This window comes from Streptomyces racemochromogenes (assembly GCF_044129415.1).
Classification (GTDB): domain Bacteria; phylum Actinomycetota; class Actinomycetes; order Streptomycetales; family Streptomycetaceae; genus Streptomyces; species Streptomyces racemochromogenes_A.
On the sequence record NZ_JBBDHD010000026.1, the window covers coordinates 20,471 to 33,587 of the forward strand.

Here is a 13,117-nt window from a genome sequence, read left to right on the forward strand (position 1 = left end):
ACACCGCGTACCGGCGCCGCACGTCCGGGGGTACGGGAGTACTCGGGTACGGGGGTCACCCCTGCGGGGCGGGGGCTCCCCCGGGCGAGCGCGGCTGGGCGGTCGGGATCCGGTGGGTGAAGAACAGCGCGACGAGCGCGGTGAAGGCGAGGATCCCGAGCGCGGCGCGCAGCCCGTCCAGCCGGGCCTGCGCATTGGCGTCCAGGGCCGCCTCGGACACCTGGGGACTGGCGCCCGCCTGGTCGAGGGCGGTCCTGAGGGCGGCGTCGGACAGGAAGGGGACCCCGCTCGCGAGCTCCGCGGACGCCTGGGTCTTGACCGGGTCCGGGACCGCCGGGTTCTGCTCGATGCTGGTGAGGAACGAGGACGTGAGCACCGCGAGCATGACCGATCCGGCGAGCGCCGTCCCGATCGAGGCACCGAGGTTGGTCACGGAGTTCTGCACGCCGCCGACCTCGGCGCTCCGCTCGTTCGGCACGGCGGACACGGTGACCGAACCCAGCTGGGAGGCCAGCGCGCCCATACCGAGTCCGATCAGCAGCAGCGGGAGGGTCACGATCTCGGGGCCCGCGTGCAGGTCGAGGGCGGCCATCAGGACCACCGCGCCGGCCAGCAGCGCCAGGACCCCCAGTCGCACCACCCGGCGCGGGGACACGTCCGGCAGCATTTTCGGGATCAGGATCGCCGCGGCCATGAGGGTCAGCGACAGCGGGAGGATGTGCACCCCGGTGGACAGGGCCGACAGGCCGAGCGCGACCGACAGGTACAGCGGGACGAGGAAGAACACGCCCATCTGCACCAGGTACTGGAAGAAGAACATCGTCAGACCGCCGGTCAGCTGACGGTTGGCCAGCAGGCCCGGGTCCACGAGGGGCTCCCGGCCGCTCCGGGCGACGCGGCGCTCCCAGGTGAGGAAGGCCCAGACCAGGAACAGCCCGGCCCCCATCAGCCACGCCGCGGGCGAGAGCCCGAGCCAGGACGGTCCGTCGGTCTTCGGCAGGAACCAGCCCCACACCCCGGACCGCAGCACGCCGAAGACGAAGAGGCCCAGGCCGAGGACGGACAGCAGGGCGCCGACGAAGTCGATGGAGGGCCGGGCCTCGGCCGGGGCGTCGGCGACCTGCCGGGAGAGCAGCAGGATGACGATCACGAGGACCACCTCGCCGGCGAAGACCCAGCGCCACGAGAAGTAGGTCGTCGCCAGGCCGCCGATCAGCGGACCCACCGCGATCGCGACGGCACCGGCCGCGGTGACCAGGCCGTACGCGGCCGGCCGGCGTTCGGGGGCGAAGTTCTGGGCGACCAGGGCCACGATGGCGGGCAGGATCAGGGCCGCGCCGACGCCCTCCAGGAACGACCAGCCCAGCAGCAGCACGGGCAGGTTCGGGGCGATCGAGGTCGTGAACGAACCGCAGCCGTACACCACGCCACCGATCATGAACGCCCGCTTGCGGCCGATCAGGGCCCCGACCTTCCCGCCGGGGATCATGAACATCGCCATGACGAGGGTGTAGGCGGTGATGGCGCCCTGGATCCCCGTCACGGTCGAACCCACGTCCTCCGCGACGGTCGCGATGGAGACGTTCATGACCGAGCTGTCCAGGGCCATGAGGAACTGCGCGGACGCGAGTGCCACCAGGGTGGCCCGAGGGGACGTCGTACGCGGTGGCGTGCCGTGGGAAGCCATGCGGGCCAGCATCCCAGCCGCTCCCGGCCGTCCCCTGGCGACGCGCCGCCGCGCCGGCGGTGGCGTCCTCTCACAGGGCGGGGGCGCCCCACAGCGGGAACCAGCGGGTCAGGTCCCGCTCGATGCGCAGGTCGTCCTGGAGGAGGGCTTTGACCTGGAGTTCGAGGGGGTTGTCGCGTCTGTTTCCGGGCAGCGGGGCGAAGGGGTAGAAGGTGCCGCGCTTGTAGAGGTAGACCAGGGCGAGGGGGCGCCGTTCGGGGTGGCTGAAAGCGACCAGGGAGCAGAGGAGCTGCGGGCCGAAGCCGCTGTCCTGAAGTGCGGTGTTCACCGCGTGCAGGTCGCCCACGAGAGCGGGCAGATCGTCGGGGCGGCGGCGGGAGACCAGCCACGAGTACCCGTACTCGTCCGCATTGAACTCCACCGGTGCGTCGGCGCGTTCGGCGTCCGCGAGGAGGAGGTCGCGCACCTCCTGCCGGACCTGGGCGAAGGCGCCGCCCTCGATGGCGGCGAAGCAGACGGAGCCCGCTCCGGTCGGGGTGAAGCCGAGGGCGGCCTGGAGGGTGACCGCCGCCGAGGGCAGGCCGAAGAGCTGGTCCAGGTCGGGCGTGACCGGCTTGCTCCGGCCGAACAGGACGTCCAGGAAACCCATCGGCGTCAGCTCCCTTCCGGCCCCGTGGTCACGTCCCGGAGCGCGGTTCGCCGCCGGCCTCGCCGAGCCGCGCGGAAAGCTCCGCGAGTGCCTCGACGCGGCGTTCCAGGGTGGGGTGCGTGGAGAACAGGTTCGCCACCGCGGTGCCGGGGCCGAGGGCGGGGGTGAAGAAGAACGCGTTGAACGCCTGGGCGGTGCGCAGGTCCTCGGTGGGGATGCGCGCGATGTCGCCGCTGACCTTGGTCAGCGCCGAGGCCAGGACGGACGGCTTGGCGGTGAGCATGGCCGCGGCCCGGTCGGCGGCCAGCTCGCGGTAGCGGGACAAGGCCCGGATGAGCAGGAAGCTGACGGCGTAGACGAGGGCGGAGACCGCCATCACGGCCGCGAAGACGACGGCCGTGTTCTGGTCGCGCTGATCACGTCCGCCGAACAGCTGGGAGTAGAAGGCGAAGCGGACGACGAGCCCGGCGATCACGCCCAGGAACGAGGCGACGGTGATCACCGCCACGTCGCGGTGGGCGATGTGCGAGAGCTCGTGGGCGAGGACGCCTTCGAGTTCCTCGGTCTCCAGGCGGCGCATGAGGCCGGTGGTCACGCAGACCACGGCGTTGTCGGCGTTGCGGCCGGTGGCGAACGCGTTGGGCAGGTCCGTCTGCGACACGGCCACCCGGGGCTTGGGCATGTCCGCGGTGGCGCACAGCCGGTCGACGACTCCGTGCAGCCGGGGCTGCTCCTCGGGCGTGACGAGCCGGCCGTGCATGGCGTAGAGGGCGATCCGGTCGGAGTACCAGTACTGGGCGCCCAGCATGGCGGCGGCGATGACGACGACCAGGACGACGGACTTCAGCAGCGCGACCAGCGCCGCGATGAACGCCACGTACAGCAGGCCGAGCAGGAACATCGTGACCACCATGCGGGCGGTCAGCTGCCGGTCGGGCTCGAAACGGCTGTGCATCACACACCCGCCCGGGGGTCAGGCCCGCGGCGGGGAGCGGTGTCTCGTGCGCAGGCCGCCGCCTGCGGGGCGGTGGTGTCCACCTGGTCGAGGTCGTCGAGGTGCTCGCCGGTGATCTCGTACCGGCCCTCGCCGGGAATCCGCATGCTCATGCCGTCGCCTCCTGTGGAGCCCGGCCTGTCCGCGGGACAGCCCGGGACGTCCCGCGCGACACCGGCCCGCCGCCGGCCCCCGCCCGGAACGCGTCTCCTCCATTGTCCCTCGGAACGCGCGAAAGGCCGTTCGCTGGTCCCCGGCACTGGTCCCCGAGCTGAGGGTCTTCGCACGGCAACATCCTGCGCAGTCGGCCGCCTGCGCGAGGGCGACGGTCCGTGTGGTCCGCAGGCACGTGAGCCCAGGAGCTCTCGGAACCAGCGGACGTCGATCCGGCTGGTCACCGGCGGCACGTCCCTCGACGCCCGACCTGCAGGCAGCGTCGCCGCCCTCGCGGGAGTCGACGCGCCCCTTCTGACGGACGCGCTCGTCCTCGCGGCTGCGGCGGCCACCGGGGCGATGACGCCCAGCCTGCCTGCGGAGTGCTGCCGGCTCCGAGCCGACTCGTATTGCGCCCAGTCGATCCGGTGCACCCTGCGCGCGTCCCGTTCGGAGTCCCGCTCCACGATCGGCAGGCCGGTCGGCCGGCGGGGTTCCCGATGGCACGCTTGACCACCGGTTCCTTACGGGGCGGAAGCCTCTGATCCCCAATGCCCGCCGGAGCGGACCAAGCCCAACAGGCAACGATGGCTCATCGGGCAGTCTCTGCGTGCGCCCTCGGGTCAGCGCAGGCCATCCGTGTCGTCGGACTCTTCGCCGACCGGGAGTGGCCGATGGTCCTCCTCCGCGGCCTCGCCATAGACGACCGAGGAGACCGCCCTGTCGTATGCCTCGTCGAGACCGTTCCCGCTTGTGCCGAGGATGTTTTCCCAGTCGATTCCCATACCTGCGATCCTATCCGAACTGCCCGACAGTCTTGGTGATTTGGGACACTACGGCTGCACGCGATGCCGCCCCGGCACGTCGAGCGGCCGGGAAGGATCCGCCGGATCACCAGGCCGGCCGGTGGCGGAAACCGGGACGGTGAACGTCTGCGACCGGAAGTTCAACCCGGCCGCCCGCACAGCGTCATGCGCCGGGGCCTGGGCCTGCGCCCTCTCCCGCCGGCTTGTTGCGGACATCACGCATCCGGACATCGAGAGCGGCCTGGGTCTCCGGGTCGAGCTCGTGGTCGCCGGCGGTTTCAGGGTTGACGCTCAGCGCGTGGGAGCGGAAGGCCTCCCGCTCGGCGGAGAGTTGCTGGATGGTCTGGGTGATCCGGTGGATCTTCTGCAGCAGCCTCTCCCGCTCCTGCTCGGCGATGGCGAGCTCGGCGAGCTGTTTCTGGATCTCAGCCTCGTTTTCCCGGGCGTAGTTGTCGCTGACCAGTGTGATCAGCGGAACCCCGAGAGCCTCGGCAGCGGTGACCGCCTCATCGAGCCTGACCGCACGGGTCTGCTGCTCGATGCGCGTGATGGCAGTGGAGTCAACGTTCGCGCCAAGCAGTGCGGCCATACGGCGCGCCAGCTCTGCCTGGCTGATGCCGAGGCGTTCGCGCTCTTGACGAAGCCGACGGGCGAAAAGGTCACCGGGCAGTGGGTTCATGGCGGTTTGACACTTCCTGGTCAAGTTCGCGATCGACGGGGGCAGGCGGGGGCGGCCCACCTCGGAATCGAGCAGACAGACGTTGCGGCACTGCTGGAGCAGCACCTTACACATCCCGAACTGCGGATTCCACAGCCACCCGTCGCACCTCAACGGTCGCGCGCCACCTCCACGACCACACACCGCGACGTCGATTCGCCTCACCCCCGAGATCCTTTCGATGGCCTATCGATACATCTGACACACCACTACGATCGACGATTCGAATGGTGTACGTTATCCACTCAGGATGCTCACCTATACGAGTCAGCAAGAGGAGTCGATGACGCCATCGACCTACTCGGCCCCTATCACCACCTGCCGCGGCAGGTAGTCAGCGCTTGTTGCCTTGCGACTCGATGTCACACCACTGAATGAATCGAAAGGCGAGAGGAAAGAAGTATGCCGAAGACCGACGGGGCAGCCGTCCTCACACAGGCACCCCTGCCGAGCGCTGCCTGGGACCTGACCAGCTTCCTGCAGAACGCCAAGTCCCAGGTGCAGCTCTGGGGAGGTTCTGTACTCATGCTGCTCGGCGTTGTCGGCCTGGTCTGGGGCGGCGTGCTCTTGATCAAGAAGCTGATGGCCAACCCGCAGTCCGCCGGCCAACAGCAGGGCTGGGGCACGATCGCGCTCCTCGTTCTCGTCGGCGGAGCTTTGGGCACCGGCGGCTGGACGCTGATCTCGACGATCGGCTCCGGCGGCCAGCAGACCATTACGGATCTCGGCGGCGGCACGGTGATCGCGCAGACCTTCGACCAGGTCACCGGATTCCTGAGCGGCCCTTCCAAGTAAGGGGCCGTCACGGACTGCGCACACGAACGGTGACGGGCCATCGAGCGAACCGGGCCGGTTGAGGCGCAAGGCCTCTTCCGACCCGGTTCGCCATACCCGGGTCGCAGCACGGTGCAGGCGCGAAAGAGAGCAGAACATGGGGATCAGGAACAAGGCGCTGGGCTTCAGCAGGAAGTTCAAGCTTGACTCGCACCACGCGATCGAGCGTTTTGGGGTGTTCTTCGGCATCTTCGCGGTCACGGGCGCGATCGCGATCGGCGCATCAGGGGTCTCGGCATACCAGGCGGGACGTGACTCGCTGTCACAGACGGCGCTGTACACCAGCGACTTCAAAACGTCGAAGACGAATCTCGACGGCACCGTGGACGGGGTCTACACCAACGAGCGCGGCAACAAGGCGCTCGTGATGATGCACTTCAGCCCGACCGCTCAGATCTCGTACAACGCCGCGGACTACAGGGCGTTCCTGCTCGGGTCGGACACCTCACTCAACAGCGAGCCCGTCAGCACCAGCGGGATCAAGGGATCCCTCTACGCCTTCGGCTCGACCGGCTACATCGGGGTCCTCCTGAACGCCGACCGGCCCTTCGACCGTCAGGTGTTGAATCTGACGGTCCGGGCGAATGCCGAACTCACCGCGCCCGGAACCCAGCCGAAGCAGGCCAGCGGCAAGCTGGCCGGTGACGAGACCTTCACCAAGTACGACCAGTGGCGGGTCTTCTTCAACCCCGGTGCGTCCGGGGTCCAGAAGATCGCGGCGCTCAACGCTCCGACCTTCGATCCCGCGCAGGCCTACTACGGGGTCGCGCTCAAGAAGAAGGAGACCGAGGCCAGGAAGGCCCTGGACCAGAAGCTCGTCGAGATGCGCGCGAATCTGACGCAGATTCGGTCTTATACGTCCGACCTGCAGACGACGAAGATCGACGGGTTGTTCCTGCGTCCGCCGGCCGTTCCGGCCTCGATCGCCACCGACAAGATCACGGGGGTCTCCGCAGCCGAGGCGAAGGATGGTGTCTCGACGCTGGCGCTGCAGACCAAGCACGTCACCCGCGGCGGCTTCGGCCTCAACTGGCGTACAGGCAACGTCTACGACGGCTACCTCCATGCCCTGGCGCCGGCCGGACAGAGCTACGCCCAGGTGTTCGCCAAGAAGCGTGACGAGGGATCAGATCCGACGATTCAGCAGATCTCGGACATGCAGTGGATTCTCTCGGACGGCACCAGCCTCACCAAGGACTACCAGTCCTCCGACGTGACGATGCGCCCGCTCATGAACATCATGAACAACCTTTCACATGCGTATCAAACCTACTCAGCGAACAAGTCCAAGTACCAGTCGGACCTCTCACTCGACCTGCTCCGACTGGACGTGAGTCTGCGGGACGTGCAGTCCAACAGCACCGTTCGTGACGACAAAGACTTCCTCACCACGCTCCACTGAGTGCGGCGGAGAAGTGTCGGATCCTGCTACCTGGATTGAGCCGGAAAGGAAAACAGCATGGCCGCCGACCAGCCGAATCGGAGCTCCGAGACGGGGACGACGAAGGACCAGCCGGACACGTCGGCGAGTCAGAGGATGCCCCGGCAGGGTCGCGGTACCAAGAGCCTCGATTCGGCGGCGCCCCTGCGCCGGAACAGCGGGACGGAGGCGGCGGCGCCCACCCGAACGGAGGGCATCGAGAAGCCTCCTGGGGGCAAGACCGCCGTGCCCAAGCAGCTCCCGGGGCGGGAGGCTGATCCTTCCCGTCCTTCCCGTCCTTCCCGTCCTTCCCGTCCTTCCCGTCCTTCCCGTCCTTCCCGTCCTTCCCGTCCTTCCGGTCCCTCCGGTCCTCCCGGCCCTTCTGACCCTTCCGGTCCTCCTGTTCCTTCCGGCCCTTCTCGTCCTTCCGGTCCTTCTGACCCATCCGGCACGGCGAACACCGCGCGACCGAAGATGGCGGAGGCCGGGTCGAAGGTACCGGACAGTGCAGACACCGCAGGCAAGACAGCCGGGGCCGCGAACGCCGGGGCGACGATCAAGCAGGGTATGAACGGCGTCGCCGGGAACCTGGCCGGAGGCGCGACCCAGAAGGCGATCGAAGGAGACGGCAGCAGCGCGGCCCGTCGTAACGCCGGGCGTTACGCGGGAGCTGCTGTCTCCGGTGCCGTGGCCGGCGCACAGGCCGGCGGGCTTCCGGGAGCCGCCGTTGGTGCAGCGAAGAACCTCGCTGTCGAGGGTGCCCAGGACACGGTCAAAGGCGTGTCCAAGGCCACCGGCGGCAGCCCGGACGCCAAGCCGGCCGACCAGCGCGAGCTGGGTGCCGGCGGCACGGGCTACGAGCGCGGTGCGACGAAGGACGACGGGGGCCTGGGCGCGAAGGCGGCCAAGGGCGTCGCCATCGGCGGTGGTGCGTCCGCTGCTCCGCCGGCCATGGGCCTGGTCATGGCCATGGCCTTACTGAACTGGCTCAAGTCCATGTTCTTCGCAGCCATGGCGATGGCCGTCAACGCCGGGAAGCTGCTGTGGATTCTCTTTGTCAACATCCTCAAGGCGGTTGGTCATGCGATCGCCGCACCGTTCATAGCGATCGGCAGCTTCCTGGCCAAGGGGGTCGGCGCGGCCCTGGGCATCACCGTCACTGCGACGATGGCCCCTGTAGCGGCAGCGCTGTCGGGTGCGGTCGCCCTGACCGCCACCGTGGCCCTGCTGGGCACGGTCCTGACCGGTGTCCTCAACTCGACGGCGTTGACCGAGGGCAGCATCAACGCGAACAGGGCGGCGTGCGTCGTCAACGCGGACAACGTCGGCAACGGTTCCGGTGCCACAGTCCCGGCGAACGTGGAGAAGAACGCCAAGGAGATCTACTCGGTACTCAGCCACTGGGGGATGCCGAAGGCGAACATCGCGGGCATCCTCGGGAACTGGTCGCAGGAGTCCGGGATCGACCCGACGAGTGTGCAGAACTTTCCGACGGGGACGTATGCCATGACCGCCGCGAAGGCCGGCGCCGCGCAGAACACGGACAACGGTATCGGCCTTGGGCAGTGGACGTTCGGCCGCAACACGCTGCTGCGCCAGTACGCGCAGCGCAAGGGCGTCGACTGGTTCACGATCAAGGCCCAGTTGGCCTTCATGGCCGATGGTGACAACCCGGGCGACGTTGCGGTCTTCAAGGACATGCTCAGGAAGTCGCAGGGCTCGCCGCGTACGGCGGCGCTGCACTTTCACGCGAACTGGGAGCGCTCCGCCGACGGCGCGGCCGGGCTCGCTGTACGAGGCGACAACGCCGAGATGTGGTTCGGCAAGATGAGCGGCTGGTCGGTCGACAGCTCGGTCGTCGGTGGCGTCGAGGACATCGTCGGCGGGATCATCGACAACATATCGAACGGGATCGACACGATCCTGGGAAACTGCGCCTCCACGGCCCGCGGTTCCGTCTCTCCGAAGGACGGCGGGATGACGCAGGAGGAGGCCCAGGCCCTCGTCGACCTCTTCAACAAGGAGGGCGACAAGTTCCTCGACGACCGGTACGGCCCTGGCGGCGGCCCCGGTTCCTGCGGCGACAACCACGCGATGAACTGCGTCAGCTTCTCGACCTACTTCGTGAACAAATACACGACGTTCCAGGCCTACCCGGCCGGTGATGGCAAGGAGACGGCCTACACGATCGCCAGGGAGACCGGCAAGACGATGCAGTCGACCCCCGTCCCCTACTCGGTCGGGTCCGGGCCGGGATCCACTTCCGTCGGCCACACCCTCGTGGTGCTCGGCGTCCAGGGGGACAAGGTCATCCTCGGTGAGGCCGGCTACTGCGCCTTCATGGGCCGGGTCCGCGTCGACAGCGCGGCGCGGCTGGCTGCCGCAGGCTGGAAGTTCGTGGACATGTCGGATGCGATGCTCACCTCCGACAAGATCAAAACGGCCTGATGCGCGGCATCTCTTACTGAATGAATCCACACTCGGCCATGAATGGCTTTTGATATAGGCTTCACTCGTTTACGAGAACAACCCGGAGTGAGGAGCGTTCCGTGACGACAACCCCTGTCGAGTCCGAGGGCATCGGATCGGAGCAGGAGAGCGAGTCGACGCCCAGGGAGAAGCCCGCGGTATCGAAGACGCACACAAAGGTCACCGGAGTCGAGCTCGAAGAGCGTTTCGCGGGCTGGATGATGCGCCGGCGAGAGAAGGGGCAGGCCCGCGTCCCGGCGGACAAGGCGCGCCTACTCCGCCGCGGCGTCACCGCGGTGATGAGTGCCGGGATCCTCGCCCTGGTCATCACTGCGGGCGTGACCGGTGAGAGCTTCAAGACGACCACAGCGGACAACAAGGCCCGGATCCTCCAGCTCACGCAACAGTTGGACGATGCCCGGTCCAAGCCCGCGAAGGCGGACATCGGCGCGCAGTTGTCACAGCTCGCCGAGGCGGCGGCCGCCGACGCGAAGAAGGTCGCGGCGGGTGAGCAGACCTTCGCCGAGTTGTACCACCAGGCCGATGTCCAGCCCAGCTCGAAGAACGGGGCTCCGAACCAGGCCACGCTGGAAATCGTCGAGCACCGACGGGACTTGGCGCCGCTGTTCGGCAAGAACTCCTTCCTCGTCAGTGACAAGGAGGCGTACGGCACGTCGTCGCTGACGCCGTTCGACGCGACCACCGAGATCGATCCGCGCCACGCCTGGTACATCCGCTACGACGGCGACAAGGCAGCTGCCCCGAGCACGTACGCATGGAAGGTCGAGACGGTGATGCCCGATCTGAGCGTGAAGGGCGGCTCCGGCGCGACGAACCAGGCAAAAGTCATCTGGCTGTGCCGGGACACGACGAGCGGCGAGGTGCTCGCCTGGGCGAGCGCGCGTTACGTACGCAATGGCACGGCGGGGGCCTTCGACCACGTGGCCCTCGTGGTAACCGCCGCCGGGGCTCCGCACGAGAACCCGGCGGTCAGGATGCCGGCCGGGTCCGGAGTACCCGAACTCAGCGGCACGGGCACACAGGAGGCGGGCGGGAAGCGATGACGGAGCAGACGGCAGCACCCGCGCGGCGGGGATTCCTCCGGCGCAACCTCTCGGTCCTGGGGACGGCAGCGGTCCTCACGGTGGTCGCGACGGTGGGCGGAGTGACCTGGAGCAGCCGGCACACGGCCCTGGTTGAGCAGGAAGCCCGGATCAACGCTGTCGAGGGACATCTGGCGGCTGTCCGGAAGAGTGACGCCGAGCAGGTGAACGCGGACGTCATGGCGGCCCTGGGTGTCAGCCGGAGTCGACTGAGCACCGACCGTGAGCGCATCAAGTCGCTGCTCTCGATGGTCTTCACGTGGGACTCGGGGCAGAGCTACGAGGCTGCGCGCGAGAGGCTGAAGAGTCGGTTCGACCTCACCGAGAACGAGATGTTCCTGAAGTCGTTCATGCCCCCGTCGAGGTTCAACGAGGACTCCCAAGGGCGGCGTTACCACTACATCGACGCGGTTGGCCTGAACTCGGCCCTCGGCGCGGATCCGGACGTGGAGGTCATCGACGCCAAGGCGGGCGTCTACACCTACGCCGTCCTTGCCGACGTCGAGGTCACCTCCGACGCGACGTCCCAGAACAAGGCGAGCAAAGCCAGTGTCACGGCGTACCGGCGCGCGCTCCTCTTCGTCACGGTCGACGCCCAGGGCAAGGTCACGAACCTCTCCGGCGTGCCGGCGAGCGGCGAGACTCGCCATTCCAAATGACTCAGACGCCCTTTCGACTCGCTTCACTGATAGAGTTGGACTGGCATTTGAGTGAAACGGCGAGTTGAGGAACAATGGCGTCGACACAGACCGATGAGTCGGGCGGGTCCGCGGTACGCAAGACGCGCTTCGTCGCGACGTCCAGGTCCTCGCAGGAGGGAGCGGACACTGCTGAGCGCATGGAGCCCACGGGCAGCCTGCGCAAGCGCACCGTTGCGGCCGGTCTGGGCATGGGTGTCGGCGCGCTGCTGTGCTTCCTCCTCTCCGCAGGAATGTCCGACGGCCAGAGCGCGGTGCGCGGTACGGCTGTACCGGAGGTGTCCTCCCTGCGGGAGCAGCTCAGGATCACCGAGGCGAAGACCGCGGCGCTACCGAAGGCCGACGACGCCGAGCGTGGTCTGACCGCGGCCCTGAGGGCGGCTGGTCAAGTCGCGAAGCTGCAGAACGACTACCGCTACCTGACGCCCAAGGTGGCGGCAGACGGCGGCAAGCTCGACGCGGCGACGTCTCAGTCGACGCTACGCAATCTCCTCCCCTACTTCGCCCCCTCGGTACACCAGGAAGACCTGGGTCCGTGGTACCTGCTCGCCGGCGACAAGGACGTGCCAGCCGGCGTCGGGATCCCCATGAGCTTCGACTCGGGCTTCGAGTGGGCCGGCCAGGTGCCCTATCTGGTCAACGACGACGGCACCGTTGCGGTGACCTGGCTGGCGATGGAGACCAGGACCGGGGCGGGCGAAAAGCCGGCGGTGCTGGCCTGGGCCCGCGCCGACTACGACGTGGTCCGCAACGCGTTCGTGAACATCCGGACCGGTACGACGGTCACGGGCAAGGCTCTGGAGCAGGAGGTGCGGGCACCGTGAAGGAGGAGGTCAACGACAGGTTGCGCCTGCACGCCGGGAGGATCCTGCTCGGCGGCACCGGGGCGCTGCTCGCGCTCTCGGTGGTCACACTCGGAGCCGGCCTGCTCAGCGACGGTCCGGCGGTCTCGGACACCCGGGACAACGCGGTCGTCCAGAAACTCGAAGGCGACCTCCGCGACGCCCGGACCGAGCTCGCAGCACGGCACACGGCGCTGCTGGCCCGGTTGCCGGGCGTGGACATCGAGCGGGTGAACCGTGACAGGACGACGGGCCGGTCCCTTCTGCTCGGCCTCACGGACAGCTCGGCGTCGAGCCGGACCGTCAAGGAGCAGCAGGCGCTACTCGACGCGCGCTACGGCTTCCTCGACCACGAGTCCCGGGTACTGACCGAGTTCGTGCCGGAGTGGATGGCTGCGACCGGAGCGACGAAGGGCACCGGGACGACGTACGCGCTTGCCGATCTGGACGTTCATGTGAGTCGAGTGCAGGGCCTGAACTACTCCTACACGGGGGTGGCCCGTCTGGATCCGGTTCGCGTCGGGCCGGACAAGGGCAGCGCCGCCAAGAGCGAGTTCGTGGTCCTCACTTACTCCACCTCTCAGGACGGCACGGCGACATCGCTGGACGCCTATCGGGCCTCCGGCAAGACCCGCGACGCCCTCGTCGGGGCCGGCGGGGAACAGTCCTCCCCCAAGCCGAAACGGTGAGCGAAGCACCCACCGTTTCGGCACGCACCCCAGAAGCCCCCTACGAGACGTAAGG

Annotated in this window: 13 protein-coding genes; 7 read left to right on the top strand and 6 right to left on the bottom strand. The window is 68.3% G+C overall.

Annotated elements, in window-relative coordinates:
• Positions 1-55 precede the first annotated feature (55 nt).
• The 6 genes from WDV06_RS13075 to WDV06_RS13100 form a co-directional block, all read right to left on the bottom strand.
• Complete coding sequence (locus WDV06_RS13075) at positions 56-1,687, bottom strand: MFS transporter (protein WP_395509861.1); 1,632 nt, start codon at positions 1,685-1,687, stop codon at positions 56-58.
• A 70-nt stretch (positions 1,688-1,757) separates the two neighbouring features.
• A complete protein-coding gene (gene pspAB / locus WDV06_RS13080) occupies positions 1,758-2,336 on the bottom strand; it encodes a PspA-associated protein PspAB (RefSeq protein ID WP_395509862.1) in 579 nt (192 codons plus the stop codon).
• A 28-nt stretch (positions 2,337-2,364) separates the two neighbouring features.
• The gene (gene htpX / locus WDV06_RS13085) at positions 2,365-3,291 is read right to left on the bottom strand and encodes a zinc metalloprotease HtpX (RefSeq protein ID WP_395509863.1); all 927 of its coding nucleotides are present in this window, start codon (positions 3,289-3,291) and stop codon (positions 2,365-2,367) included.
• Entirely contained in the window at positions 3,291-3,443 is a 153-nt protein-coding gene (locus tag WDV06_RS13090; RefSeq protein ID WP_395509864.1) for a hypothetical protein, read from the bottom strand. The genes htpX and WDV06_RS13090 overlap by 1 nt, the downstream gene beginning before the upstream one ends.
• 663 nt (positions 3,444-4,106) lie before the next feature.
• Complete coding sequence (locus WDV06_RS13095; protein ID WP_395509865.1) at positions 4,107-4,268, bottom strand: hypothetical protein; 162 nt, start codon at positions 4,266-4,268, stop codon at positions 4,107-4,109.
• A gap of 184 nt (positions 4,269-4,452) precedes the next feature.
• Complete coding sequence (locus WDV06_RS13100) at positions 4,453-5,073, bottom strand: helix-turn-helix domain-containing protein (RefSeq protein ID WP_395509866.1); 621 nt, start codon at positions 5,071-5,073, stop codon at positions 4,453-4,455.
• 336 nt (positions 5,074-5,409) lie between these two features.
• Here WDV06_RS13100 and WDV06_RS13105 point away from each other — a divergent pair, with 336 nt between their 5' ends.
• From WDV06_RS13105 to WDV06_RS13135, 7 genes are all read left to right on the top strand, one after another.
• Positions 5,410-5,802 carry a hypothetical protein gene (locus tag WDV06_RS13105; RefSeq protein ID WP_042813540.1) on the top strand — a complete coding sequence of 131 codons (393 nt, stop codon included), beginning with the start codon at positions 5,410-5,412 and terminating at the stop codon, positions 5,800-5,802.
• A 136-nt stretch (positions 5,803-5,938) separates the two neighbouring features.
• Positions 5,939-7,243 carry a hypothetical protein gene (locus WDV06_RS13110; protein ID WP_395509867.1) on the top strand — a complete coding sequence of 435 codons (1,305 nt, stop codon included), beginning with the start codon at positions 5,939-5,941 and terminating at the stop codon, positions 7,241-7,243.
• Positions 7,244-7,828: 585 nt separating this feature from the next.
• The gene (locus WDV06_RS13115) at positions 7,829-9,709 is read left to right on the top strand and encodes a phage tail tip lysozyme (RefSeq protein WP_395509868.1); all 1,881 of its coding nucleotides are present in this window, start codon (positions 7,829-7,831) and stop codon (positions 9,707-9,709) included.
• Positions 9,710-9,810: 101 nt separating this feature from the next.
• Positions 9,811-10,794 (top strand): hypothetical protein, encoded by a 984-nt coding sequence (locus WDV06_RS13120; RefSeq protein ID WP_395509869.1) that lies wholly within the window; start codon positions 9,811-9,813, stop codon positions 10,792-10,794.
• Positions 10,791-11,492: a hypothetical protein gene (locus WDV06_RS13125; RefSeq protein ID WP_395509870.1), complete on the top strand. Its 702-nt coding sequence runs from the start codon at positions 10,791-10,793 to the stop codon at positions 11,490-11,492. The genes WDV06_RS13120 and WDV06_RS13125 overlap by 4 nt, the downstream gene beginning before the upstream one ends.
• Before the next feature lie 74 nt (positions 11,493-11,566).
• Positions 11,567-12,355, top strand: a complete 789-nt coding sequence (locus WDV06_RS13130) for a hypothetical protein (RefSeq protein ID WP_395509871.1) — start codon at positions 11,567-11,569, stop codon at positions 12,353-12,355.
• On the top strand, positions 12,352-13,062 hold the full coding sequence (locus WDV06_RS13135; RefSeq protein ID WP_395509872.1) for a hypothetical protein: 711 nt from the start codon (positions 12,352-12,354) through the stop codon (positions 13,060-13,062). The genes WDV06_RS13130 and WDV06_RS13135 overlap by 4 nt, the downstream gene beginning before the upstream one ends.
• The last annotated feature ends 55 nt before the right edge of the window (positions 13,063-13,117 follow it).

Coding starts and splice junctions, on each gene's coding strand:
- WDV06_RS13075 (WP_395509861.1), bottom strand. CDS start 1,687: ATGGCTTCCCACGGCACGCCACCGCGTACGACGTCCCCTCGGGCCACC.
- pspAB (WP_395509862.1), bottom strand. CDS start 2,336: ATGGGTTTCCTGGACGTCCTGTTCGGCCGGAGCAAGCCGGTCACGCCC.
- htpX (WP_395509863.1), bottom strand. CDS start 3,291: ATGCACAGCCGTTTCGAGCCCGACCGGCAGCTGACCGCCCGCATGGTG.
- WDV06_RS13090 (WP_395509864.1), bottom strand. CDS start 3,443: ATGAGCATGCGGATTCCCGGCGAGGGCCGGTACGAGATCACCGGCGAG.
- WDV06_RS13095 (WP_395509865.1), bottom strand. CDS start 4,268: ATGGGAATCGACTGGGAAAACATCCTCGGCACAAGCGGGAACGGTCTC.
- WDV06_RS13105 (WP_042813540.1), top strand. CDS start 5,410: ATGCCGAAGACCGACGGGGCAGCCGTCCTCACACAGGCACCCCTGCCG.
- WDV06_RS13110 (WP_395509867.1), top strand. CDS start 5,939: ATGGGGATCAGGAACAAGGCGCTGGGCTTCAGCAGGAAGTTCAAGCTT.
- WDV06_RS13115 (WP_395509868.1), top strand. CDS start 7,829: ATGAACGGCGTCGCCGGGAACCTGGCCGGAGGCGCGACCCAGAAGGCG.
- WDV06_RS13125 (WP_395509870.1), top strand. CDS start 10,791: ATGACGGAGCAGACGGCAGCACCCGCGCGGCGGGGATTCCTCCGGCGC.
- WDV06_RS13130 (WP_395509871.1), top strand. CDS start 11,567: ATGGCGTCGACACAGACCGATGAGTCGGGCGGGTCCGCGGTACGCAAG.